Source organism: Cellulosimicrobium sp. BMG9.22 (genome assembly GCF_059159975.1).
In genome coordinates, this window is sequence record NZ_JBZGBY010000004.1 from 138,275 (window position 1) to 162,255 (window position 23,981).

Below are 23,981 nucleotides of genomic sequence, written 5' to 3' on the forward strand. Positions count from 1 at the left end.
GTTGTCAGGCACCTTAGCAAAAGCCGGTGAGCTCGTCACGGGCTCGATGTCCACCGACCACGGCGTCCCGCGCTGTCGAGCACGACATGGATGTCGGATACACGGCGGAGACGACCCTCATGTCGTGTTCGGCGGACCCGCTCCTCGGACGGGCTTGCGGGTGTCGCGGCGGGCGATGGGAGACTAGGGCCCGTGACCGACACGCCCCTGGATCCCGCACCGGCGCTCTCGCTCGGCGAGGCGGACGCGTTCGACACCGCCGCGCTCGACCTGCCGGGCTGGCGGCACGTGTACTCCGGCAAGGTACGCGACCTCTACGAGCCCGACCTTCCCTCGGTCGGTGGTGTGCACCCGCTCGGCGACGTCGTGCTCGTCGTCGCGAGCGACCGCGTGAGCGCCTTCGACCACGTGCTGTCGCCGGGGATCCCGGACAAGGGCATCGTCCTCACGCAGCTCAGCCTGTGGTGGTTCGACCAGCTCGCCGACCTCGTGCCGAACCACGTCGTGTCCACCGAGGTCTCGGCGGAGCCGGGCGACGGGCTGGTGCCCGACGTCGTCGCGGGGCGCGCGATGATCTGCCGCCGCCTCGAGATGTTTCCCGTCGAGTGCGTCGTGCGCGGGTACCTGACCGGCTCCGGGCTCGTGGAGTACCGCGCCGGGGGCGAGGTGTGTGGCGTCCCGCTGCCGGACGGGCTCGTGGACGGGTCGCGCCTGCCCGAGCCGATCTTCACGCCAGCCACGAAGGCTGCGGTGGGCGAGCACGACGAGAACGTCTCGTTCGACGTCGTCGCCGCGCAGATCGGCCTCGACGACGCCACGCGGCTGCGCGAGCTCACGCTCGCCGTGTACGCGCGCGCCGAGGCGGTCGCGCGCGAGCGCGGCGTCATCCTCGCGGACACCAAGCTCGAGTTCGGTGTGGACCCGGCGACGGGCCGGACCGTCCTCGGCGACGAGGTGCTCACGCCCGACTCGTCGCGGTTCTGGCCCGCGGACCAGTGGGAGCCGGGTCGCTCGCAACCGAGCTTCGACAAGCAGTACGTGCGCGACTGGCTCGCATCCTCCGCGTCCGGCTGGGACCGAGCGTCGGACGCCCCGCCGCCGTCCCTGCCGAGCGACGTCGTCGCCCGCACGCGCGCCCGCTACCTCGAGGCGTACGAGCGCCTCACGGGCATGCCCCTCGCCTGACCCCGCCAGACCGCCCTGTGGGCGCCGCCGGAGACCGTGCCGGCCGAGCAGCCGGTCACGCCGTGCGCTCGGCCCCGGGGCGGACGTAGGAGTGCCCGCTCGGCGCGGTCCACCGGACCGCGCCGTCGGCGAGCAGCGCGGGGCGCCACCCGTCGCGCCGGCGCACCACGCGGTGGTGCCGGCACAGGGCGACGAGGTTGTCCGCCTCCTGCGCCGCCGCCCATGCGTCGTCGTCCGCGTCGGGGCGCGGTGCAACCACGTGGTCGAGGTCGCAGCGGAACGCGGGGACGCGGCAACCGGGGAAGACGCACGTCTCGTCGCGCGTGAGGACGCGCGCGACGGTCGGGGGCGAGGGCCGCGCCCGGCGTCGAGTCGTCGGTGCCGTGGTGATCGGTGCTAACACTCGAGACCTCCCTGCCTCGGGTCGTCCGGTTCGTGCGAGGGCGGAGAAGGGGCAGGACTCCGCCCTCGCACCGTGCCCGAGCGTGCGTCTCGAACACGTGTTCGACTCTAGCCGCCGCCACCGACATGCGTCGACGATGGCGCTATGAATCGTTGTGCGATATATATCGACCTATGACCACCACGGGCGCGACGCCGCCGTTCCGCATGACCGAGCAGGCGTACCTCGTGCTGCTCGCCCTCAGTGCCGAGCCGCGGCACGGCTACGCGGTGATCCAGGCGGTCCGCGAGCTGTCCGACGGCCGTACCCGGCTCGGCGCCGGCACGCTCTACGGCAACCTCGACCGGCTCGTCGCCGCCGGACTCGTCGAGCCGACGGGCGAGGAGGTGGTCGACGGCCGCCTGCGTCGCTACTACCGCGCGACCGACGACGGGCGCCGCGCGGCACGCGCGGAGACACTGCGCCTCGCGGACCTCGCCGAGCGAGCGCGACGCTCGCTCGCGCGCGGATCCGCGCCAGGGGCCGAGGGTGACCTCGCCGGGAGCGGGGCATGACGGCGCGACGCCCGGCCGACCGCTACGAGCGGTCCGTCCGGTTCTGGCTGCGCACCTACCCGCGTCGGTGGCGCGACCTCCACGGCGAGGAGGCGCTCACCGTCCTGCTCGACCTCGCGGGGCCCGCCGTCCTGCGGGCTTCCGGGCCCGACGGCGCCCGCTCGCCCCGGTGGGTCGGCGCACGGGAGGCGGTGGGGCTCGTGCGCGCGGGGTGGGGGTTGCGGTGGCGCGAGCACCCGCCGCTCGGCCGGTGGCTCCTCTACCGAGTGCTCGACGTGCGCCTGCCCGCGCGGTATTGGTGGTGGGTGGCGGACGACATCCACGGCGCGTTCTACCCCTGGCGCTCCAGGCTGTTCAACGTGATGGTCATGGTCCTGGTCTGGTGCGTGCCGGCCCTCGTCGCATGGGCGCGCCACGGAGAGTGGGACCCCGTCATCGAGCCGTGGACAGCGCTCGCGTTCGTCGGCGTCTTCATCGGCGCAGGATTTCTCTGGCAGCGCCAGAACGTCGAGCGAGCCTGGCGCAAGCACGTGCTCGACGGCAACATCCCCGTGGACCCGCCGCGCGCCGTCGACGCCTGAGCTGCCGCCCTGGCCGAGCGGGACGGACCCGCCGCACGACCACGCGGAGCCTTCGCGGACACGGGACCGGGCGTCACCCGTGCCTGGGTAGAATGGCCGCGGAATCCCGCCGTCGGCTCCCGCTCGTCCGCACCCGGCCGTCCTCGACGCCCGTGACGTGGTCGGGATCCCGGAGCCCCGGCTCTCCCGAAACACTCTCGCCAAGGAGCCCCCGTGGGACGCGTCGTCGTCGAGGTCATGCCCAAGCCCGAGATCCTGGACCCGCAGGGCAAGGCCGTCGTCGGGGCGCTGCCGCGCCTCGGATTCACTCAGTTCACCTCCGTCCGTCAGGGCAAGCGGTTCGAGCTCGAGGTCGACGGTCCGGTGACGCCGGAGATCCTCGCCGCCGCCGAGGAGGCCGCGGTCAAGGTGCTGTCGAACCCGGTGATCGAGGACGTCGTGCGCGTCGCGGACATCGAGACGGATGCGGCCGCCACGATCACCTCGCAGGGTCTCGCCTGATGTCCGGGGCAGCTCTCGCGACCGCCAAGGTCGGCGTCGTCACCTTCCCCGGCACGCTCGACGACCGTGACGCCGCACGCGCGGTGCGTCTCGCCGGCGGCGAGGCCGTCTCGCTGTGGCACGCGGACGCCGACCTGCACGGCGTCGACGCGGTCGTCCTGCCGGGCGGTTTCTCCTACGGCGACTACCTGCGCGCCGGAGCGATCAGCCGCTTCGCGCCGGTCATGGACTCGATCGTCGACGCGGCGAAGGGCGGCCTGCCCGTCCTCGGCATCTGCAACGGGTTCCAGGTCCTCACCGAGGCGCATCTGCTACCCGGGTCCATGATCAAGAACGACCACCTGCACTTCGTCTGCCGTGAGCAGGTGCTCGTCGTCGAGAACGCCGGCACGGCCTGGACGCGCGACTACGCCGCCGGTCAGCGCATCACGATCCCGCTGAAGAACCAGGACGGCCAGTTCGTCGCCGACGACCGCACGCTCGACGAGCTCGAGGGCGAGGGACGCGTCGTCTTCCGCTACGACGGCCACAACCCCAACGGCTCGCGCCGCGGCATCGCGGGCATCAGCAACGCGGCGGGGAACGTCGTCGGGCTCATGCCGCACCCCGAGCACGCCGTGGAGGCGGGCTTCGGCCCGGCGAGCGAGGCCGGCCCGCGTGCGGGCACCGACGGGCTGGGCTTCTTCACGTCGGTGCTGGGCACGCTCGTCGACGCGTGACGGGTTCGGTATGACGAGGTCGGCGTGACGGGCTCGCCGGGGCACGTGCTGCGCGACGCCGTCCGCTCGCCGGGACGGGGCCTCGTCACGGTCGAGGCGGTCGCCGGCGAGGACCCGGACGCGGCGCGACTGCGGGCGCGTCAGCAGGCCGAGATCGCCGTGCGCTACGGCGAGCCGGACGCGGGGACCTTCATGCCCGACGCGACCGTCGCGAACGTCGTCGTGCGGGACGACGGCGCGGCCGTCGCGTTCGTCGCGGTGCGCGACGTCTCGGACACGCCCGACGGCCGGGGCGGGACGCACCCGCCACGGACCGGTGAGGTGAAGCGCCTGTTCGTCGAGCCGGCGTTCCGCGGACGCGGTCACGCGCGCACCGCGATGCGGGCGGCGCACCGCCACGCCCGCGACGTCGGGCTCGAACGGCTCGTCCTCGAGACGGGGACGAAGCAGCCTGAGTCCATCGACCTCTACCTCTCGCTCGGCTACGTCCCGATCGAGTCGTACGGCGTCTACGCCGGTCATCCGCTGTCGCGCTGTTTCGCGCTCGACCTGGACGACGGCATGCACCCGGTCGGTCCCGGGCCGGCGAACGGGGCGCCGGCGGGTGCGACGCCGACCGCCGCGGTCACGGTGCGCCCTGTCTCGTGGGACGACGTCGACGCGCGGGCGCTGCGTCGCGAGATGCACGAGACGTCGTCGGCAGTGCTGTATCCCGAGCTGATCACCGGATTCGAGGCAGCAGGAGGGTTCGGGGTCCTGGACGCGCGCCTTGGCGCCGACGTCGTGACGACGCTCCTCGCCGTCCGCGACGGCGAACCCGTCGGGTGCGCATCGCTCCGGCGACCAGCGCCCGGTGCGCCGCCGGACGCGCTCGAGGTGAAGAAGGTCTTCGTGCGCGAGCAGGCGCGACGCACGGGGACCGCGCGCGCCCTCCTGACGGCGCTCGACGTCGCGGCGCGCGAGCTCGGAACGACCACGCTGCTCCTCGAGACCGGCATCCGTCAGCCCGGCGCGATCGCGCTGTACCGGTCCCTCGGTTACCGCACGGTGGTGCCGTTCCCGCCCTACGACGACGACAACGCCGTCGCGCTCTGCTTCGCGAAGCGCGTGCGCTGACGCCGGAGAGGCGCCGCCGGGCTGGGCGGCGGTGTCCGTTCTGGATAGAGTGTCCGGCGTGATCCCTCTCGCCTCCGGTGCCTACTCGGTCGGCGCGTTCTTGTCGGAGCTCCTGGCGTGGGCGACGGCGGTCGCCTCGCGCGTGCCCGGCCGTGTCGGGGCTCTTGCGGGTGAGGCACGCGAGACCGCGTCCGACTGGGGGCTACCGGTCGCAGAGGTGGGCGACCTGTACTCCGCTCCTCTCCGGCTCGGTCTCGCCGTGGCCGCCGTCGCGCTCCTGAGCGCCGTCGCGGTGCTCGTGCACGAGCTGCGCGAGCGGCGTCGCGCCACGCGCTGAGGTCACCCCGCGGCGACCAGCGGTCGCACCTGGCTCCCGAGGAAACGGACGAACCCGTCGAGGTCCGGTTCGTCGGCCGTCGGCTGGACCGCGACGGCGGTCGCGCCCGCGGCGACGAGCGCCCGGACCGCGTCGGCGATGGTCGCGGCGTCGCCCGCCGCGCCGATTCCCTGGCCTGGCTCCTTGCCCCACAGGGGCACCTCGCGGTCCAGGCGTTCCTGCGCACCCGGGCCGGTCGCGGCGATGAGCGTGGCCTGCACGTCGAACCCGGTCCCCGCACCGCCGTCGCGCGCCGCCTCGGCCGCGGCCCGCACGTCGTCCGACGTGAGCGCGTTCGCGAGGATCAGCCCGTCGCCCAGCTCGCCCGCCAGGGCGAGCGACCGCGGCCCGACGCCGCCCAGCCACAGCGGGACGGGCTCGGTGGGAGGCCAGTCGAGCCGCACGCCGTCGAGCGACACGTACCGGCCGGACGTCGTGACCTCCTCGCCCGCGAGCAGGCGCCGCAGCGCCGTGGCGTGCTCGCGCAGCAACGTCAGGGGTGAGTCGACCTGGACCCCCGCCTGACCCATCCAGTACTGGACGCCGTGCCCGACGCCGGGCACGAATCTTCCCGGGAACATGCGCGCGAGCGTCGCGACCTCCATCGCGGTGATCGCCGTGCTGCGCAGGGGTGCCGGCATGAGGCCGAGGCCGACGCGCAGGCGGTCCGTCCACGCCAGCGCCGCGGCCGCCGAGGCGAGGCCGCTCTGCTTGAAGCAGTCCTCCCACACCCAGAGGTCGTCGAGACCGGCCTCCTCGGCGGTCACGGCGAGCCGCCGCAGGCTCTCCGGCGGATGGGCGGGGACGAACGCGATGCCGAGCCGGGTGTCGAGTCGTGGTGTCGTCATGCACCCATCGTGTCGCGGGCCACCGACACTCAGCGGGCGGTGTGCGGCGGCCGAGACGTCCCGCGTCGTGGGCGCGCGGCGACGCCGTCGGCACGGGCCAGGAACGCGAGCTGGGCCGCGACCGACTGCCGCGCCGCGCCCAGGACGGACGGGTCGACGTCGGCGTAGACGTGCTCGACGACCCGCTCCACCGCGGACGGCGCGTCCGGCGTCAGCCCGAGCGCCGAGAGCGCCGCACGGACCTGGCCCAGACGCTCGAGACGGTGCTCGCGGTACGCGCGGACCCGCGCGGCGAGGTCGTCGACCACCGGCCCGTGGCCGGGGAGCCCGGTCGTCGGTCCGGGGGCCCGAGCGGCGACGGCCTCGATCGCGTCAAGGCTCGCGAGGTACGCACCGAGCGACCCGTCCGGAGCCGCGATGACCGTCGTCCCGGTCCCGAGGACCGTGTCCCCGGTGAGCACCGTCGCGACCGCGCCGTCGTCGGGCAGCACGAGGCACACGGAGTCCGCGGTGTGCCCGGGCGTGGCGAGGACGTCGATCCGCAGCCCGGACGCGTGGACTGTCTCGCCGTCGTGCAGCGGTGCAGCGCCGTGGCAGTGCGCCGGGTCGACGCCGCGGACGGGCGCGCCGGTGCGTTCGCGCAGCCCGGGGGAGCCTGCGGTGTGGTCGGCGTGGCGGTGGGTGACGAGGACGAGCTCGATCGGTCCGGCGGCGGCGAGCGCGTCGAGGTGCGCCGCGTCGTCCGGGCCGGGGTCCACGACGACGCACGTCTCCGAGCCGGGCGCGCGCAGCACGTACGACCGCGTGCCGTCGAGCGTCATGGGACCGGGGTTGTCCGCGCGCAGCACGGACGCGCACCGGGTGACGGGTGTCGGGGTGGTCATGTCACACGACCTGGATGGGGCCGGGGTACCGAGCGAGAACACCGTCGTGGGTGACGAGAGTGTGCCCCGTCGTCAGGGCCTGGGCGACGAGCAGCCGGTCGAAAGGATCGCCGTGGATGTGGGGGAGTGCTCTCACGGCGGCGGCGGCGATCCCGTCGACGGCCAGCTCGACGAAGCCGATGTCGAGGGCAGCCTTCCGCGCCTCGATCGGGTCCACGGTGAAATCCGGTCTGCCGAGCGAGGTCTTGATGGCGATCTCCCAGATGTTCACCGCGCTGAACCAGACGTCGCTCTCCGGGTCGCCGAGCTCGTCCAGGGCGCCGCTTGGCAGGTGTTGAGGCTCGTACAACGCCCGGAGCAACAGGTGTGTGTCCAGAAGGATCGTCACTCGGAGCCCTCGAACATCGCGATGATCTCTTCCTGCGCCCAGGTGTCGAAGTCGGGTGGGATCGTCGTGCGGCCGGCGAGGATGCCGAGGCGGCGCCGCGGTCGGGGACCGGACGTCGCGGCGGTGAGTCGGGCGACCGGCTTCCCCGCGCGGGCGATGACGATCTCCTCGCCCGCCTCGACCTCGGCGAGCAGGCGCGACAGGTGGGTCTTGGCCTCATGGACGTTGACGGTCTTCACGATGCCTCCGCGCGGACGAGATCGGCCTGGACCAAGTGGACTAAGCGAGGCTAGTCCCTCTGGTCCGGGCAGGGAAGGGTCGCGGGGAAGCGGCGTCGCGTCAGGTGCGGTGCCGCAGGACCGCCGGTCGACCCTCGTCCTCCCACTGCGCGAACCGGGCCGCGATGAGCGGCCCGACGAGGTCGTACGTCTCCCACGTGTCCGGGACGCGATAGACGTCCTCGGGCTCACCGTCGTCGGGGCTCAGGGCGTCGACGTAGTCCTCGAGGTAGAGGCCGCCGTCGTCCTCGGCGGTGTCGTCGTCGCCGCCCGCGTAGTACGCGGTCGCGAACGCAGCGGCGACGTCGTCGAGGTCCTGGTCGACGAGCTTGCCGTCGCACTGCTCCACGACGAACGCGCCGGGCGTCGTCGCGCGCTCGCGCAGCGCGGCGATCTCGTCCGCGGCGTCGTCGGCGAGCTCGTCGGACGCGTGGCCGGCGAGCAGCGCCCACGCGAGGAACATCCCGATGTGCGTCGCACCGGCCTCCGGACCCGCTTCGGGCGGGTACCCCTCGCCGTCGGAGTGCCAGGACGCGTCGTCGTACTTCGTGGTCATGGCCGCGACGCTACCGCCTCCCGCCGACCACGACGTCGCCCCGCGTCGAGCACGACGTCGCCGTCGCAACGACGCTGTTGGCGACAGCAACGTCGTGCTCGGCGGAGCGACGGTCAGGCGGCCAGCGCACCCGCGAGGAGCTCGAGCGTGCGGGCGCGGCCCGGCGTCGCGTCGAGCGGCTCGTCCTCGCGCGACGCGGCGACGGGGACGATCATCACCTCGTCGACGCCGTGGCGCTCGGCGAGCCGACGGACCTCTGCCGCCGCGGCGTCGGGCGTGCCGACGGCCCAGCGGCGGACGCTGTCGTCGACCATCTCTCCGGCCGTCCCGCCGAGCGGCGCGGCCTGCGCCTCCTCGACGGTCTCGAGGGCCGTGAGCGGCTGGCCCATGCGCAGGCGAGCCATCATGCGTGCCTGGGGCAGCGCGAGGGCGCGCGCCTCCTCGTCCGTCTCGGCGACGACGGCGTTGAGCGTGAGGAACGTGCGCGGCTCGGGGAACGCCTCGCTGGGGCGGTACCCCTCGCGGTAGAGCGCGAGGATCTCGTCGATGCCCTGGCCCGAGAAGTGGTTGGCGAACACGTACGGCAGCCCCAGCTCTGCCGCGAGGCGCGCGGAGTAGTCGCTCGAGCCGAGCAGCCACGTCGTCGGTGCGCCGTCCGCCGCGGGCGTCGCGTGCACGTCGTAGACCTGGCCGCTCGTGAGGCGCAGCGTCGCGCCCTGGGGGCTCATGAGCGCGAGGATGTCGGTCACGTGCTGGGGGAAACGGTCGACGTCGGCCGTCGGCCCTGTGATGCGCAGGAGCTGAGTCACGACCGGGTCCGAGCCGGGTGCCCGGCCGAGGCCGAGGTCGATCCGTCCCGGCGCGATCGCCTCGAGCGCGGCGAACTGCTCGGCGACGACGAGCGGCGCGTGGTTGGGCAGCATCACTCCGCCCGACCCGACGCGGATGCGGTCGGTCACGGACGCGGCGGCGGCGATCATGACGGGCGGTGTCGACGCGGCGACCGCGGGCATGTTGTGGTGCTCGGCGAACCAGTAGCGCTCGAACCCGAGTCGGTCCGCGAGGCGGACGAGGTCGAGCGAGGCCCGCACGGCCTGGGCGGTGGACTGGCCCGACCGCACGGGCACGAGGTCGAGGACGGACAGGCGGGGGGACGCCGCGGCGTCGGGCAGGGTGCTCATCACAGGCGACAACCCCGGTCTCCGGCCCGACTATTCCGACACCGGGGTGTCTCGGATGGCGCCGAGCGGCCGGGCGGTGCATCGTCACGGGAAGAGGCCGGTGCGTGGCGGCGACGTGACGCGCCGGTAGACCCTGGGGCGAGGGGAGCGGGGTGTGGACGAGGAGATCAACTTCCACGCCGACGTGGTGCTGTACTTCGACTTCGACGGCGTGCCGATCGACGAACGCACGTGGCACGAGCTGCACGCCGACGACCGGTCCGTCGTCGGGCTCGACGTCGTCGGCGGCTGGTCGGTCTACACGCGATGGGTGGGGTACGACCGGTCCGAGGGCCGCATCCCGCTCATGTACTCGACGCGCGTGGAGCCCGGCGGGCTGTTCAGCTCGGCCTACACGCGTGACGGCGCGGAGGTGCTGCACCGCCACGTGGTGGGCGAGCTGTTCCGGGGCGAGCCGGCGACGCGAGCGCTGTTCGACGTCACGCCGTGGGAGTACCCGGGCTTCGAGTGAGGGGGCCGGCACCTCGGCCGGCACCGAGCGGCTCGCGCAGGCCGCTCGCCCTCGCCACCGGGTTCCCGACGGCGGTCCGCACCGCGTCCTCGCTGCCCACCACGCGCACCGTCCCTTGCGCGCGCGTCACGGCGGTGTACAGCAGCTCGCGCGTGAGCAGCGGTGACGTCGCGGGCGGCAGGATCAGCGTGACGCGCTCGAACTGGCTGCCCTGCGCGCGATGCACCGTCATCGCGTGCACCGTCTCCACGGGCGGCAGGCGGTGGGTCCGGACGCGGAGCGGGGCGCGCGGGTCGCCGAACACGGCGACCACCCCCGCGCCGCCGGCGTCCGCGACGAGCACGCCCGTGTCGCCGTTGTAGAGCCCGACCTCGGCGTCGTTCGTCGTGACGAGCAGCGGGCGGCCCGCCACCCACGGCGAGTCCGTCGCGTGGTGCCCGGTCGCCTCCTCGACCCACGCCTCGACCTGGGCCGCCCAGCGACCCCGGCCCGCCGGCCCGCGCCGGTGCGCGACCATGACGCGGTGCTGGGCCAGCGCGGCGAGCGCGCCCGTGGCGTCACCGTCGCGGGCGGCCGCGACGAGCCTGCTCCCCGCCTCGACGGCGTCGCGGCGGATCGCTGCGAGCGCGGTCTGGTCCGGCTCGTCGTCGGGGCACTCGAAGAACTCCACCGACGCGTGCCCGGCGCGCAGCACCTCGAGCACGCGCGCGGCATCCCCCGCACGGATCGCCGCGGCGAGCGGCAGGATCTCGGAGTCCCCGGCCTGGCGGTGGACCTCGCGCAGCCGGACGACACCGTTGCCCAGCGCGGACCGGTCGTCGAGCTCGCCGGAACCCGGCTCGCCGTCCCCTGCCGCGCCCGCGCCGCCCGTCCGGGCCTCGTCGTGCGTCCGGGCCGCGTCACCGGTCCCGGCCTCGTACCCCGGGCGGTCGGCGAGCACCGCCTCGGCCGCGGCGCGGGCCGCCTCGCTCGCCTCGGTGACGGGCGCGCGGTGCACGAGGTCACCGAGCACCGCGCCGGCCTCGACGGACGCGAGCTGGTCCGGGTCTCCGACGAGCACGAGCCGGGCGTCGGGACGCAGCGCCTCCAGCAGGCGGGCCATGAGCGGCAGGGCGACCATCGACGTCTCGTCCACCACGACGACGTCGTGCGGCAGGTGGTGCTGCGCGTCGTGCCGGAACCGTGTGCTGCTGCCCGGCTTGTAGCCGAGCAGCCGGTGGAGCGTGGTCGCGACGGGCGTGCCGACGCGCGCGCGGTCGGCCGGGTCGTCGAACCCCGCGACGACGTCGCGCACCGCCTCCTGCAGGCGGGCGGCGGCCTTCCCCGTCGGGGCGGCGAGCGCGACGCGCAGGCCCGGTGCCGCGCCGCGGTCCGGATCGGGGGCGTTCCCCGGTCCGACGGCGTCGTGCAGGACCGCGAGCAGGCGGGCGACGGTCGTCGTCTTGCCCGTTCCCGGCCCGCCCGTGAGGACGGTGAACGGGCGGTGCACGGCGTGCGCGGCGGCGAGGCGCTGACGTGCGTCGCGCTCGGACGGGAAGAGGCGCGAGAGCGCGGCGTCGAGCCGTGCGCCGTCCACGGGCAGGTCGGGGGACGCGAGCCGGCCGTCGACGTCGTGGCGCACCGCGAGCTCGTCGCGCCAGTACCGGTCGAGGTAGAGCATCCCGCCCACCCAGCGCGCAGGCCGGTCGCCGGGACCGTCGACCCCGCTCGCGACGAGCGGGCTCGCCGCGACGGCGCCCGCCCACTCCACGGCCTCGGGCCAGGGCAGGCCCTCGGCGTCCGCGCGTGCGGCCTCCTCGTCCTCCGGGAGACGCAGCACGCCGAGGTCGTCGAGCTCGACGCACACCGACCCGCTGCGCACGGCGCGCACAGCCAGAGCCACGGCGAGCAGGACGCGCTCGTCCTGCTCGCCCGTGAGCCGCCCGAGGCGCAGCGCGACCCGCAGGTCGGTCGCGGAGACGACGCGCGCCGCGTTGAACGCGGCGAGCCACGCGGGGACGCCGACGGCGAGGCGAGGGTCGCCCTCGTCCACGGGCGTCGGGACCGGGTCGGCTGTGGTGGCGGCGGTGGCGGTCATGCGCGACCTCCGTCGAGCAGGGCGGAAAGGGCGACGACGAGTCCCGGCGGGGGCGACCAGGCGACGACGCCGTAGGGGGCGCCGTCGGGCCCGACGGGCGTGTCCGGCCCGGCCATGCCGCGCACGAACAGGTACGCGCCGCCCGCGAGGTCGCGGTCGGGGTCGTAGCCGGGCACGCGCCAGCGCAGGTACCGGTGCAGCGCGACGAGGTACAGCACGAGCTGCAGCGGGTAGTGCGACGCGAGCATCGCGTCGCGCGTCGCCTCGGGGTGGTAGTCCCCGACCGCCAGCGGCAGGCCGGGCGGGCCGACCCGGTTCGTCTTGTAGTCGACCACGAGGTACCGACGGCGGCCCGCGGGGTCGGGGCGGCCGTCCAGACCCGTGGCAGGCACCCGCAGGACCGCGTCGATCGAGCCCGTGAGATAGCCGCGCAGCGGCACCCCGTCGGTCGGCGAGCCGGCCGCCCGGCCCGCGTCGGACTCGTCGGCGAGCGCGGCGAGCAGGTCGGGGTAGCGCGCGAACGCGTCGTCGGCGGGCAGGTGGGCGCGCAGGACGCCCGCGAGGTCGCGCAGCGTCGACGGGCGGACGCCCGTGGTCTCGTCACCTCCGGCGAGCGGGAGCTCGAACTCGAGCTCGGGCAGGCGGTCGCGCGGGTGGACGTCGGCGAGCGCGAGCCCGCCGGCGATCGGCCCGAGCGGGGTGCGCAGGGACAGGCCGAGCGCCGCGGCGAGCGCGACGGGTTCCACGCCCGGGACCCGGACGGTCGCCGCCTGGGCGCAGCGCGCCCGCACCTCGGCGTCGAGGTCGTCCGCCGCCGTGTCGACGTACTCGAGGATCTCGTGGACCAGGGTGCCGAACGCGGTGCCGCCCGGCTGCCCCTCGTACGGGGAGGGCACGTCCGCACCGGGCCGGGTGGCGGGCGTGGCCGACGGCCCGGCGACGGCGTCCGCGGTGCCGGACTCCTCCGTCCCGGCCGTCTCCTCCGGCTCGTCCTGGATCCCCGGGTCCTCGGGCTCGCTCTCGACCCCGTCGACCGGCCCGTGGTGCGCGGCCGCGGTGAGCGCGGAGTATGACGCGCGGCGCCACTCACGGTCGGGCAGATGGATGGCGGCCGCGAGCGCGAGGTCGGTCACGCTCCGCGAGCCCGGGGTCCAGCGTTCCCCCTTCGGCCTGGCGTCGACCTGCTCGACGACGACGGTCCCGCCTGAGCGCGCGGCGACGGCCTCGAACGCGGACCGGACGGCGTCGTCGCGCATCGCGTCGGGCCGGGCGTGGCGTCCGGGTTCCCCGCCGAGCATCCGGTCGGCGAGCAGCAGCCGGGTCAGGGGCCCGGACCCGGTGCTGCGCTTGGTCGGGGTCCAGTGCACGACCACCTGGTGGCGCGCACGCGTCAGCGCGACGTAGAGGAGCCGCAGGTCCTCGCCGAGCTCCTCGTCGCGCGAGCGCGCCCGCGCGTCCACGAACCCGGGGGACCCGACGCCGCCGAGGTGCAGCACGCGACGGCCGTGGTCGTCGTGGAACGCGAACAGCTCCTGGTCGTCGGGCTCGAACCGCTCCCAGCCGAACGGCACGTACACGACGCCGAACTCCAGGCCCTTGGCTCCGTGCACGGTGACGACCTGCACGGCCGCGGCATCCGTCTCCAGGCGCCGTGTCCGCTCGTCGGTGAACACGCTGCCCACCTCGGCGATGCGCGCGCGCAGCCAGGCCGTGAGCGCGGCCGTGCCGAGGCCCTCGGTCGCGGCCGCCTCGTGCAGCGCCTGGGTGACGTGCCGCAGGTCGGTGAGGTAGCGCTCGCCGTCGGCCCGTGCCATGACGCGAGCGGTGGCCCCGCGCCGTGCCGCGACCTCGGCCACCGCCGCCACGCCGCGGTCCGCGAGGAGCCGCGCCCACGCGCGGACCGTGTCGCCCAGCTCGTCGTGGTCGGCGTCGTCGGCGGTCGCGAGGCGCTGCGCGTCCCAGCCGACGAACGGCGTGAGCGCGAGCGCGGTCGCGCGGCGGTGCAGGCCCGGCTGCTCCAGCGCCGCGAGGAGCGTGAGCCAGTCCTGCGCGGCCGCCGAGCCGAACACGCTCGACGGTCCGGACACGACCGCCGGGACCTCGAGCGCGACGAGCGCGGACCGGACCGCCTCCGCCTGGGCGTTCGTGCGGGTGAGCACGGCGACGTCCCGCGGCTCGAGCCCGCGCCAGCGCGCCTTCCCGTGCACGTCCTCGCGCACGCGGTCCCCGCCGGTCGCCGTCCCCAGCCGGCCCGCGACGTCGGCGGCGACGTCCTTCGCGAGCAGCGCCCGCGCGTCGGGCGCCGAGGGCGCGGACGAGCCGCCGAGCCGGTACGCGCGCCGCGTGACCTGGCGCAGCCGGACCGGGGCGCCGCCCGCGAGCCGCGCCTCGGGGTTCGCCGCGTCCACCGGGCGCACGACGATGCGCGGGTCGCCGAGCGCCGTCTCGCCCAGGAGCGCGTGCAGCCCGGCGAGCAGCGGGGCGTCGCTGCGCCAGCTCGTGCTGAGGGTCGCGGTGTCCTCGGAGTCCTCCACCGCGCGCAGGTACGTCACGACGTCGGCGCCGCGGAACGCGTAGATCGCCTGCTTGGGGTCGCCGATGAGGACGAGCGTGCGGTGACCGTGGAACGCCGTGCGCAGGATCTCCCACTGCTCGGGGTCGGTGTCCTGGAACTCGTCGACCATGACGACCCGGAACCGCGACCGGACCCGCTGCGCCGCCGTCTCGCCGTGCTCCGGGTCGGTGAGGGCTTGGCGCAGGAGGACGAGCAGGTCGTCGTAGTCGAGCAGGTGCATCGCGCGCTTGCGCGCCGCCACCTCGCGGCGCGCCGCGACCGCCACCTCGTACCGCGCCGCGGCCACGGACCCCTCGGCGGCGTCCGACGGCGCGACGACCGCGCCGTGGTCGCTCACCGCGGCGCGCGCGACGTCGCGCACGTCCCTCGGCGAGAGGATCGGCTCGGACTGGTCGGCGAAGAGTCGGACGTACAGGTCGTCGGTGACCTCCTCGACGAGGTCCGCGACGTCGGGCAGGAAGCTGGTCGCGAGATCGACGTCGGCGGCCGTGCCGAGCGCCGTGAGCATCTGCTGGCAGAAGCCGTGCGTCGTCGTGATGGTCGCGGCGTCGAGCTGGGACAGCGCGACCCGCAGCCGCTCGCGCCGGCGGTCGAGCTCGTCGTCGTCCACGGCGGCGAGGAACGCGACGAGGGGGTCGGGGTCGTCCGCCGGGGCGGGTCCGCGCAGCGCGCGCTCGGCCGTGACGAGCCGGCCCCGGACCCGGTCGCGCAGCTCGGACGTCGCCGCCCGGCCGAACGTGACGAGCATGATCTCCGGTAGTGCGGCGACCCCTTCGGCGACGTACCGCGTCGTCAGCGTCGCGATGGTGTGCGTCTTGCCCGTGCCGGCGCTCGCCTCGAGCACGACCGTCCCGGTCGGGAGGTCGCCGAACGGGTCGAACCGACGCGGCGCCGTCTTCTCGCCCGGGCCGCGACCGCCCGGGGTCGACGCGCCGGGCGCCGTCGACGGCACGGCCCCTGCCGGGTGCGTGGACGTCGGGCCGCTCATCGGGCACCTCGCAGCTCGTTCTCCAGCAGGGGTTCCCACACGCGGCGCGCGAGCGTGCCGAACCGGGACGGGTCGTCGGGGAAGCGGCCGAGGTCGGCCGTGGTGGCGTGGCCCTTGAGGTCCTCCAGCGCCAGGTCTCGGCCCCAGGCGAGGACGACGTACGGGTCCTTGCGCTCGAAGCCCTTGTTCCACGCCCACCCGGCGCGCATCAGGGCGTCGCGCGCGTCGGTGGTGCGCCGCTCCTCGGCGTAGCGCAGGGAGACCTCCGGGAGCAGGGGGAGCGGCTCACGGGCCGCCTCGTCGCGCAGCGCGACGAGGTCCGCCAGGATCGTCCGGGCCGCGTCGGGCGACGGCGGCGTGAGCGTCGACCAGGCGACGCCCGGACCGCGGGGCGAGCGCCCGACCGCGACGGCGTCCCACGGCCGGTCGGGGTCGCCGACCGTGAGCGCGAGGGCCTGCACCCAGCCGCGGAGCCGATGCTTGGGCCCGAGCCGCGAGTACTCCGTGCGCACGACGCGTGCGCCGTGCACGCCGGGCACGGTCCCGACGACGGTGCGGCCGTCGGGGAGCACAGCTCGCACGTCGACCGTCTCGGCGGAGCTCAGCACGTCAGCGCTCACGGCACGCCCCGCGGCCGTGTCGGCCTCGCGAGCGGCCTCCACGGCGACGACGCGCAGCGGCCCGACGGACCGGATCACCTCCTGCAGCGCGGAGCGGCCGAGCTCGCGCGGCGGGACCTGGCCGCGCCGCCACTCGGCCTGCATCGCGCGGCCCGGGTCGACGCCGGCCAGCGCGGCGCGCAGCACGCGGTCGCCCACGCCCCAGCCCGCGAGGCCGGTGAGCGCGAGCGGGAGGCGGTCCTCCACGTCCTCCTCGTCCAGGACGAGCCCGACGTCGAGCGTGTGCTGCGCGAACCAGCGCGGCGCGTTCTCGAGCAGACGGACCAGGTCGTCGAGCTCGACGTCGCGGCGGTCGTCCAGGGCTGTCGAGGTCGCCTCGCCCGTCGGCTCCTCCGTCCGCGCGCTGCCCGTCGCGGCGCGGGCGGCGTCCGGTACGGCGAGCGGTGCGGCGACGAGCGTGCCGACGCGGTGACGCTCGCCGCGCGCGGCCCGCGCCCCGTCGAACGCCGCGCCGTCGTGGCTGAACGCCCCGGGGACACCGAGAGCACCCGGCGTGAAGTTGCGCTCGTCCACGGTCTGCAGCGGGTGGCGCACGACGACGTGCTCCCGCACCGCCCGCCCGTCCGGCGTGCTTGCCACGCGCTCGAGCGCGTCGAGCAGCTCCGCGACCGGGACCGCCGGGGGCCGGGCGGCACCGGTGCGCTCGTCGGCGCCCGTGTGCACGACGACGAGGTGGTCGCCGGCCGCGGCGACGGCGTCGAGGAAGATCTGCCGGTCCTCGCTGCGCGCGTCGCGCTCACCGATCTCGGGGTGGCGGGCGAGCAGGTCGTCGCCCGCGGGCGCCGCCGTCCGGGGGAACACGCCGTCGTCCATGCCGAGGAGGCACACGACCCGGTGCGGGACCGAGCGCATGGGCTCGAGCGAGCACACCGTGAGGGCACCCGTGCGGAACCCGGCGCGCGTCGGACGGCCCGCGAGCCGGTCGTCGAGCAGGGCGCGCACGTCCGCGAGCCGCAGCGCGACCCCGCCGTGCGCCGAGCCCGCCGCGCGGACGTCTCCGAGGATGCGTCGCGCCGAGCCGATCTGCCACGCCTCCGTGGGCGGCGCCTCGGCGAGCAGCGTCAGCGCGCGGTCGAGCGTGTCGAGCCAGTGCGCGAGCGGGTGCGTCCCGTCGAGGGCGCGCAGCACCTCCGTGAGCCGGGCGACGAGCTCCGCGAGCCGGCCCGCGAGGTCGACGTCCGTGGACCCGACGTCGTCCAGAGGCAGCGCCGGCCCGACGAACCGCGCGTCCTCGTCGGCCATCGCCGCGCCGAGCAGGATGCGGTCGAGCGCGGCGTCCCACGTGCCCTGGCGCACGTGGGCGTCGATGCCGAACCGGGTCCGGCGCGAACCGTCATCGCCCCAGTGCACGCCCGCCTCGACGGCCCACTGCCGGAGCCGGTCCACGTCGTCGTCCGAGAAGCGGAACCGACGGCGCACCGGGGCGCTCGCCGCGAGGTCGAGCACCTCGGACGCGGTGACGCGGCCGTCGGCGAGGCGCAGCAGCGTCGCGAGCAGGGCCAGGACGGGGTTCGTCGAACCCGCGCCACGGTCGGCGAGGCTGACGCGCAGCCGCTGCCCGGGGTGCGCGTCGTCGCCGAGCTCGGGGACCGCGCCGAACGTCGCCGTGACGAGCGGGGCGAACGTCTCGACGTCCGGGCACAGCACGATGACGTCCCTGGCCTCGAGCGTGGGGTCCGCGGAGAACAGGCCGACGAGCGTCTCCCGCAGCACCTCGACCTGCCGCGCCCGGCCGTGGCACGCGAGCACCTGGACGGACCGGTCGCCGGGGTCCAGCTCGTGCGCGCCGTCGGGCGAGTCGGTCCGCAGCGCGGACTGCAGGGCTCCCAGCAGCGTCGGCGGGGGCGCCGGGGCCTCGTGGCGGACCTCCGCCGCGCCGGCGAGGCGCAGCTGCAGCTCCACCGAGTCGCGAGCGGTGGACGCGAGGAACGGGTGGCGCGCGAACGTGGGCAGGTCGGCGCGCCGGACGCCGTCCGCGTCGTCGGTGAGGTCACCGCGCGCGGAGGCGCCGCCGTCGTACGCGGCCACCGTCTCCCACAGGGCCGGCGACGGGTGCACGAGCCACAGGTGCACGTCGCGGTGCTCGGCGAGCGCGCGCAGGACGCGCAACTCGTCCTCGGGGAGGCGCGTCGGCCCGAACACGGACAACCGGGGTGGGAGATCCACGACCGCGGGGTCCGCGCGTAGCGCGGCCACGGCCTCGGCGACCCGTCGTGCCGGATCGGCACCCGGCACGCGCTCGACCAGCAGCCGCCACAGCTCGGGCTGCCACGCGAGGTCGTCGGGCGCGGACCCTCGCTGCGTGGCGTCCGCCGCGGCGGACGGAGCGGACCATGCGAGCACGACCTCGGGCCGCTGCCGCGCGTAGTCGACGAGCAGGTCCGCGAGCCGACGCGCGAGCGTCAGCCGGCGTCCCCGGCGCACCTCGTCGCCGGGTTCTCCCACGTAGCGCGCGAGCGGCGCGGCCCACCGTTCGCCGAGGTGCGCGTCGAGCACCTCCAGAACGAACCAGGCGAGGCGCTCGGGCCGCCATGGGTCGTCGTCGGGGTCCACACCCGTGACGTCGGCGACGACCTGCTCGACGACGCGGCGCGGACCGCGGAAGTCGACGTTCGCGCAGATCCCCGACGCACCGCCGTCAGCCCCCAGATGGTGCGAGAGGCGCTGCGCGAGCCACCGCTCCACACCGCGCATGGGGACCGCGACGATGTCGGGCGTGAACGGATCCTCCGGCGCCTCGGCGAGCACGGCGGCGAGCGGCGCGACGAGCGCCTCCGCGCGCTCGGACCGGTGCACGTGCAGCAACGAGGACCCCCATCGACCAGGAACGGGCGCCGACCGGTCGGCCGTGCGCTACGAGGAGGCTACGAGGTGCGTCCGACACGGGCGAAACGCCGTCCACAGTCGAGCGACGGACGACTAGCATCGCCGGATGGTCGAGGCGCTGCGTGCACTTCGTCCCGCGGAGCGGGCAGTGCTCGAGCGTATGTGCGCCGGTGGGTGGGACGGCGCCGCCACGGCGCGGGGCCAGGCGGCCCTTGCGTCGTACGCGGGTCGCTCCCACGCGGGCGAGGACCTCTGCTTCACGCTGCACGTGCCCGACGGCGTCGCGCTCCTCCCTCCGCACGGCGGCGGACCGGTCGCGACTCTCTCGGTCGTCGATGGCGAGGACGTGGTAGGGATCGCCGAGCTCTGGGTGGAGGACGGACGGCTGCGCTCCGTGGAGATGTCATGGTGGGTCGAACCCGAGCCGCGGTGCTTGCCGACAGCAGACCGGCTCCGAGAGGACGCGACGTGGCAGTGAGGCCACCAGCCGGTGCCTGGTACACGGCCGTCGACGGCGCGAGCCCGGAGACGGTCAGTGCGCTGTGCCGGGGTGCGCTGCTGGTCCTGCGGGACCGGATCACGACCCTTCAGATCGACGTGTACTCGGACGAGCCGTGGCCGCCGGACGTGGTCGACGCGGTGCGGGGCCTGGACGAGATCCGGTACGCCCAGCAGGGTCCACGCGCCCGACGCCGGGGGCGGGAACCGGGCATCTCGGTCGTGCTCGACCCGCGTGACGACCACCAGGTCGGGCTGGCGCTCGCCGTCGCGCCGTTCACGATCTGCGGGACCGGCTATGAGGCGGAGTGGCGGATGCTCTGGGACGTCAACGACACCGGCACGTCGCTGGGCTTTTTCCTGCTTCCCGCCGAGCTGGCTGCCGTCCGTGATTACGTGGACGAGCATGGCGGGCGGTCCGACGACGTCGTCCCTTCGACGACACGAGGAGGCGAGGGTGCGGGGTCCCGAGGAATCGCGTGGTGGCGTGCTCGTCGCTCGTCATCCGGCTGAGGCGACGAACACCCACTCACGCCCGGGCCGGTCGGGCGCGTCGCGGACGTCCTCGACCTCGAACCCGCACGCCGCGAGCGACGCCTCGACCTCATCCCGCTCGCGGAACCGCAGCGTCGAGTCGGAGTGCAGCGCCGTGCCGTCGGGCAGGACGGTCGTGGTGTGGAAGGACACGAACGGGAGCGACACGTCGGTGACGTCGGTCCAGGACTCGACCGGACCGACGTCGGGCACGTCCACGCGGACGAACGTCGCCTCGCGCGTCCAGCCCTCCCACGCCCGACGCGCGGGCACGCGCGTCTCGAGCACCAGCCGCCCTCCGGGGACGAGCGCCGTGTGCACGCCGCGCAGGGTCGCGGTCCACGCCTCGTCGGTGAGGAAGACCTGCGCGACGTTCGCCGTCATCGTCGCGAGGTCGACCTGGAGCGGGGGCAGCGTCGTCGCGTCGCCGTGCAGCCAGCGCACGCGGTCCGCGCCGGGCTTGGTGCGCGCGACGTCGAGCGACGCGCCCGCCGGGTCGACACCGACCACGTCGATCCCGCGCGGCGCGAGCAGGCACGCGAACGTCCCGGTGCCGCACCCGACGTCGAGCACGCTGCGCGCGCCGAGCTCGTCCACGATCGCGGCGTACACGTCGAGGTCGCTGCGGTCCGGGTCGAGCGGGTCGTACAGGGCGGCGAGGCGGGGGTCGTCGAAGATCGCGTCGGGCACCCGCCGACCGTAGGCAGCACGCGCCCGAGGTTCCACGTCTTTCCCGGAGCACAGGCGACGAACATGCGCATGGCGCACGCCGAGCATGCGGTTGGGGCTTGACCTGACGTCGGGACTAGCCACAACCACATGTTCGACGAGTTCCCGTCAGTCAGCGAGGGTCCACGGCTGCCAGCGGCCGTCCGGGAGGGCGGCGAGCCGTCGCCGCGCCGGGTGCCGGATGGCGCGCGGCAGCCGGCTGCGTCTCTCGCCGCTGGTGTATCCGCCGTCGGAAAGGTCGAGCATGTGCCCGACCCATGATTCGCGCAGGTCGGGCAGCGCGCGGCGCACGGACTCCGAGAACCGGCCCGCAGCGACACCGAGGACGAGATCCTCGAGCCGCTCGGCCGCGCCGGTCGCGGTGTCGTCGCACGCGTCGCACCCGCACGAGGGGAACGCGTCCTCGTGCAGCACGCCGGCGCGTACGACGACGCTCGGGTAGCCGGTGACGACGAGGGTGACCGGGGCGGCGTCGTCCGACAGCGGCGTCACGCGCACCGCGCGTACGTCACCGGGATCGACGTTGCGGACTCCCGCGAGCACGGGGTGCGCGGGATCGGCAGGGGAGTGCGACGACAGGTCGAGGCCCCGCAGGTCGACGTCCTCGACCGCGACGGCGTACGTCGCCACGAGGTGCCGGACGAGCGCGTCCGCGACGTCGACGAGCGGCGCGAACCGCTCCGGGTGGGAGTCGACGGAGTACGTGTCCTCCGGCGGCCCGTCGAGCTGCGCCCAGCGTTCGCCGTACTCGAACGGGTTCCCGGCATCGTCGTGGAAGACCTGACGCGGGATCTGCGGGCGGACGTAGGCGGTCATGCCGTCAGGCTAGGGCGACCGGCCGACGAGTTGTCAGCAGATGGCCGCATCATGCCGCTGCGAGGCGCTGACAACGTGAGTGCGCCGCGAGTTGTCAGCAGATGGTCGCGCTCGGGCGCGTCGAGGTGCTGACAACTCGAACGGTCAGGCGTTCAGCGCCTGCTCGACGTCCTCGATCAGGTCGAGCGGGTCCTCGAGGCCCACCGACAGGCGCACGGTCGTCTCTGCGATCCCGACGGCGGCCCGACCCTCCGGCCCGAGCTTGCGGTGCGTCGTGGTCGCCGGGTGGGTGACCATGGACTTCGCGTCGCCGAGGTTGTTGGAGATGTCGACGACCTGGAGCGCGTCGAGGAACGTGAAGGCGCGCTTCTTCGCCGTCTCGGCGTCGGTGCCCTCCGGGACCGCGAGGTCGAACGTCACGACCGTCCCGCCGCCGGTCTGCTGCGACATCGCGAGCTCTCGCTGCGGGTGCGACGCGAGGAACGGGTAGCGCACCCGTCCGACGCCGGGCAGCTGCTCCAGCGCCTCGGCAACGCGCTCCGCGTTCGCGTTCTGCGCGGCGACGCGGACGGGCAGCGTCTCCAGGCCCTTGAGCAGCACCCACGCGTTGAAGGCCGAGAGCGTCGGGCCGGTGTTGCGGATGAACGTCTGCACCGGCCCGCCGATGTACTCCTCGGTCCCGAGGATCGCCCCGCCGAGCACGCGGCCCTGGCCGTCGATGTGCTTGGTCGCCGAGTACACGACGACGTCCGCGCCGAGCTCGAGCGGCTTCTGCAGCAGCGGGGTCGCGAACACGTTGTCCAGCACGACGACGGCGCCGGCGGCGTGGGCCAGCTCGCTCACGCGCCGTGCGTCGACGATGTCCTGCATGGGGTTGGACGGCGTCTCGAAGAACACGACGTCCGCGGGCGTGGACAGCGCCTCCTCCCACTGCGAGAGCACGTGCCCGTCGACGTAGTCCGTCCGCACGCCCCACTTGGCGAAGATCTCGTCGAAGATGACGACGCTCGACCCGAACAGCGCGCGCGCCGCGACGATGCGCGAGCCGGACTGCACCAGCGCCGCCAGCGAGGTGAACACCGCCGACATGCCCGACGCCGTCGCGTAGCACGCCTCCGCGCCCTCGAGGAGGCGCAGGCGCTCCTCGAACGCGCGCACCGTCGGGTTGCCGTAGCGCGAGTAGACGAACCGGTCGAGCTCGCCCTTGAACGCGGCCTCCGCGTCGGACGCGCGGTCGTACGTGTACCCCTGCGTGAGGAACAGCGCCTCGGAGGTCTCCTGGAACTCGGTGCGGTGGTGGCCACCGCGCACCGCGAGCGTCGCGGCGCGGGCGTTCGCGGGCAGCGGCTTGCGCCCGGAGCCCCCGGGGACGCCCCGCCCGACGCCGGCCCCCGCGCTCATCGTGCGCCCTCGCCGTCTGCGGTGGCCGAGCCGGTCGAGCCCTCGGTGGCGGGCGGGTACGACGTCGTCGGCAGTCCACGGACCTTCCAGCCCTCGACGTCCCGCAGGCCCGAGAAGCCCTGTGCCCCCTCGAAGCCCTCGAGCACGTTGTACGACGGACCGAGTCCCACCGCCGTGGCCGCGCGCGCGGCGCCGATCGAGCGCTGGCCCGAGCGACACAGGAACACGACGGGGCGCTCGTCGCCGGGCTGCAGGCCCGCGTCGACGAGCTGGTCGAGGAACCGCGGGTTGGGCCCGGCGGGCGTGACCCACTCGTCGAACAGGACCTCGCGGCCCAGCGCCGCGGCGTCGGGCACGCCGATGGTGCGCCACTCGCCCTCCGTGCGGACGTCGACGAGCACCGCGCGCTCGTCCGTGAGCAGCAGGTCCCACGCCTGCTCGGGGGTGATGTCGCCGGCGTACCCGGCGGCGGGTCGGGCGTCGGGCAGCGCCGAGGCACGTGCCGACGTGGGCTGGGACTGGTCGCTCATGCGTCCTCCTCCATCGATCGTGGCAGTAGCACCCTCGCCCGGCCGTCTCGCGACGGACCGGGGGGTTGCTGCGGCGTCGACGTGCCACGTCACTCGGCCGCTCCGGATGGTTGCTCGGGATGTTACGCCACACGTCCGACGCGCGGAACGCCCGTCTCGGTGAGCGGTGCGGCGGTATGGCCGACGGCGGACCGGCCGCGCTAGCGTGGCCGCGGTCGGGAGAGGGCCCCGGCGGGCAGGGGGAGA

24 protein-coding genes and 1 riboswitch are annotated in these 23,981 nt (G+C 75.0%); of the genes, 10 read left to right on the forward strand and 14 right to left on the reverse strand.

The window, feature by feature from the left end:
• The first annotated feature begins 192 nt into the window (after positions 1-192).
• Complete coding sequence (locus AC4H2H_RS04810; protein ID WP_494369677.1) at positions 193-1,185, forward strand: phosphoribosylaminoimidazolesuccinocarboxamide synthase; 993 nt, start codon at positions 193-195, stop codon at positions 1,183-1,185.
• A gap of 55 nt (positions 1,186-1,240) precedes the next feature.
• Here the strand turns inward: AC4H2H_RS04810 and AC4H2H_RS04815 are convergent, their stop codons facing one another.
• Positions 1,241-1,588, reverse strand: a complete 348-nt coding sequence (locus tag AC4H2H_RS04815) for a hypothetical protein (RefSeq protein WP_494369678.1) — start codon at positions 1,586-1,588, stop codon at positions 1,241-1,243.
• Between the two features lie 173 nt (positions 1,589-1,761).
• Here AC4H2H_RS04815 and AC4H2H_RS04820 point away from each other — a divergent pair, with 173 nt between their 5' ends.
• The 6 genes from AC4H2H_RS04820 to AC4H2H_RS04845 all read left to right on the forward strand — a co-directional run bounded on the left by AC4H2H_RS04820 (position 1,762) and on the right by AC4H2H_RS04845 (position 5,396).
• A complete protein-coding gene (locus tag AC4H2H_RS04820) occupies positions 1,762-2,142 on the forward strand; it encodes a PadR family transcriptional regulator (protein WP_494369679.1) in 381 nt (126 codons plus the stop codon).
• Complete coding sequence (locus tag AC4H2H_RS04825; RefSeq protein ID WP_494369680.1) at positions 2,139-2,723, forward strand: hypothetical protein; 585 nt, start codon at positions 2,139-2,141, stop codon at positions 2,721-2,723. The genes AC4H2H_RS04820 and AC4H2H_RS04825 overlap by 4 nt, the downstream gene beginning before the upstream one ends.
• A 213-nt stretch (positions 2,724-2,936) precedes the next feature.
• The gene (gene purS, locus AC4H2H_RS04830; protein ID WP_483775378.1) at positions 2,937-3,224 is read left to right on the forward strand and encodes a phosphoribosylformylglycinamidine synthase subunit PurS; all 288 of its coding nucleotides are present in this window, start codon (positions 2,937-2,939) and stop codon (positions 3,222-3,224) included.
• The gene (gene purQ / locus AC4H2H_RS04835) at positions 3,224-3,943 is read left to right on the forward strand and encodes a phosphoribosylformylglycinamidine synthase subunit PurQ (RefSeq protein WP_494369681.1); all 720 of its coding nucleotides are present in this window, start codon (positions 3,224-3,226) and stop codon (positions 3,941-3,943) included. Before purS ends, purQ begins: the two co-directional genes overlap by 1 nt.
• A 24-nt stretch (positions 3,944-3,967) precedes the next feature.
• On the forward strand, positions 3,968-5,059 hold the full coding sequence (locus AC4H2H_RS04840) for a GNAT family N-acetyltransferase (protein WP_494369682.1): 1,092 nt from the start codon (positions 3,968-3,970) through the stop codon (positions 5,057-5,059).
• 58 nt (positions 5,060-5,117) lie between these two features.
• Positions 5,118-5,396, forward strand: coding sequence for a hypothetical protein (locus AC4H2H_RS04845; RefSeq protein WP_494369683.1), 279 nt, complete (start codon positions 5,118-5,120; stop codon positions 5,394-5,396).
• A 2-nt stretch (positions 5,397-5,398) separates the two neighbouring features.
• Here AC4H2H_RS04845 and AC4H2H_RS04850 read toward each other — a convergent pair whose 3' ends face one another.
• The 6 genes from AC4H2H_RS04850 to AC4H2H_RS04875 form a co-directional block, all read right to left on the reverse strand.
• A complete protein-coding gene (locus AC4H2H_RS04850; protein WP_494369684.1) occupies positions 5,399-6,283 on the reverse strand; it encodes an LLM class flavin-dependent oxidoreductase in 885 nt (294 codons plus the stop codon).
• A 29-nt stretch (positions 6,284-6,312) separates the two neighbouring features.
• Positions 6,313-7,167 carry an MBL fold metallo-hydrolase gene (locus AC4H2H_RS04855; protein WP_494369685.1) on the reverse strand — a complete coding sequence of 285 codons (855 nt, stop codon included), beginning with the start codon at positions 7,165-7,167 and terminating at the stop codon, positions 6,313-6,315.
• Between the two features lies 1 nt (position 7,168).
• Positions 7,169-7,555, reverse strand: coding sequence for a type II toxin-antitoxin system VapC family toxin (locus AC4H2H_RS04860; protein WP_494369686.1), 387 nt, complete (start codon positions 7,553-7,555; stop codon positions 7,169-7,171).
• Positions 7,552-7,794: a type II toxin-antitoxin system Phd/YefM family antitoxin gene (locus AC4H2H_RS04865; protein ID WP_494369687.1), complete on the reverse strand. Its 243-nt coding sequence runs from the start codon at positions 7,792-7,794 to the stop codon at positions 7,552-7,554. Before AC4H2H_RS04865 ends, AC4H2H_RS04860 begins: the two co-directional genes overlap by 4 nt.
• A gap of 100 nt (positions 7,795-7,894) precedes the next feature.
• On the reverse strand, positions 7,895-8,389 hold the full coding sequence (locus AC4H2H_RS04870; RefSeq protein WP_494369688.1) for a DUF7832 domain-containing protein: 495 nt from the start codon (positions 8,387-8,389) through the stop codon (positions 7,895-7,897).
• A gap of 113 nt (positions 8,390-8,502) precedes the next feature.
• Positions 8,503-9,570 (reverse strand): LLM class flavin-dependent oxidoreductase, encoded by a 1,068-nt coding sequence (locus tag AC4H2H_RS04875; protein WP_494369689.1) that lies wholly within the window; start codon positions 9,568-9,570, stop codon positions 8,503-8,505.
• A gap of 154 nt (positions 9,571-9,724) precedes the next feature.
• Between AC4H2H_RS04875 and AC4H2H_RS04880 the strand changes: the two genes are divergently transcribed.
• Positions 9,725-10,081: a hypothetical protein gene (locus AC4H2H_RS04880; protein ID WP_494369690.1), complete on the forward strand. Its 357-nt coding sequence runs from the start codon at positions 9,725-9,727 to the stop codon at positions 10,079-10,081.
• Here AC4H2H_RS04880 and AC4H2H_RS04885 read toward each other — a convergent pair.
• From AC4H2H_RS04885 to recC, 3 genes are read right to left on the reverse strand one after another with little or no spacing between them, the layout of a single operon-like run.
• A complete protein-coding gene (locus AC4H2H_RS04885; RefSeq protein WP_494369691.1) occupies positions 10,050-12,158 on the reverse strand; it encodes an AAA family ATPase in 2,109 nt (702 codons plus the stop codon). The two genes, AC4H2H_RS04880 and AC4H2H_RS04885, sit on opposite strands and share 32 nt — an antisense overlap.
• Positions 12,155-15,721, reverse strand: coding sequence for a UvrD-helicase domain-containing protein (locus AC4H2H_RS04890; RefSeq protein WP_494369692.1), 3,567 nt, complete (start codon positions 15,719-15,721; stop codon positions 12,155-12,157). The genes AC4H2H_RS04885 and AC4H2H_RS04890 overlap by 4 nt, the downstream gene beginning before the upstream one ends.
• Entirely contained in the window at positions 15,718-19,197 is a 3,480-nt protein-coding gene (gene recC, locus AC4H2H_RS04895; protein WP_494369767.1) for an exodeoxyribonuclease V subunit gamma, read from the reverse strand. Before recC ends, AC4H2H_RS04890 begins: the two co-directional genes overlap by 4 nt.
• Before the next feature lie 136 nt (positions 19,198-19,333).
• Here recC and AC4H2H_RS04900 point away from each other — a divergent pair, with 136 nt between their 5' ends.
• Together AC4H2H_RS04900 and AC4H2H_RS04905 are read left to right on the forward strand one after the other, a co-directional pair.
• A complete protein-coding gene (locus AC4H2H_RS04900; protein WP_494369693.1) occupies positions 19,334-19,705 on the forward strand; it encodes a hypothetical protein in 372 nt (123 codons plus the stop codon).
• Positions 19,696-20,238 (forward strand): hypothetical protein, encoded by a 543-nt coding sequence (locus AC4H2H_RS04905; protein WP_494369694.1) that lies wholly within the window; start codon positions 19,696-19,698, stop codon positions 20,236-20,238. The genes AC4H2H_RS04900 and AC4H2H_RS04905 overlap by 10 nt, the downstream gene beginning before the upstream one ends.
• Here AC4H2H_RS04905 and AC4H2H_RS04910 read toward each other — a convergent pair.
• The 4 genes from AC4H2H_RS04910 to AC4H2H_RS04925 form a co-directional block, all read right to left on the reverse strand.
• Positions 20,227-20,949 (reverse strand): class I SAM-dependent methyltransferase, encoded by a 723-nt coding sequence (locus tag AC4H2H_RS04910; RefSeq protein ID WP_494369695.1) that lies wholly within the window; start codon positions 20,947-20,949, stop codon positions 20,227-20,229. The genes AC4H2H_RS04905 and AC4H2H_RS04910 overlap by 12 nt on opposite strands.
• A gap of 147 nt (positions 20,950-21,096) precedes the next feature.
• Positions 21,097-21,804 (reverse strand): DUF6226 family protein, encoded by a 708-nt coding sequence (locus AC4H2H_RS04915; RefSeq protein WP_494369696.1) that lies wholly within the window; start codon positions 21,802-21,804, stop codon positions 21,097-21,099.
• A gap of 144 nt (positions 21,805-21,948) precedes the next feature.
• A complete protein-coding gene (locus tag AC4H2H_RS04920) occupies positions 21,949-23,205 on the reverse strand; it encodes an O-succinylhomoserine sulfhydrylase (RefSeq protein ID WP_494369697.1) in 1,257 nt (418 codons plus the stop codon).
• Positions 23,202-23,735, reverse strand: coding sequence for a rhodanese-like domain-containing protein (locus AC4H2H_RS04925; protein ID WP_494369698.1), 534 nt, complete (start codon positions 23,733-23,735; stop codon positions 23,202-23,204). Before AC4H2H_RS04925 ends, AC4H2H_RS04920 begins: the two co-directional genes overlap by 4 nt.
• A gap of 7 nt (positions 23,736-23,742) precedes the next feature.
• Positions 23,743-23,848: riboswitch (SAM riboswitch) on the reverse strand.
• Positions 23,849-23,981: the final 133 nt, after the last annotated feature.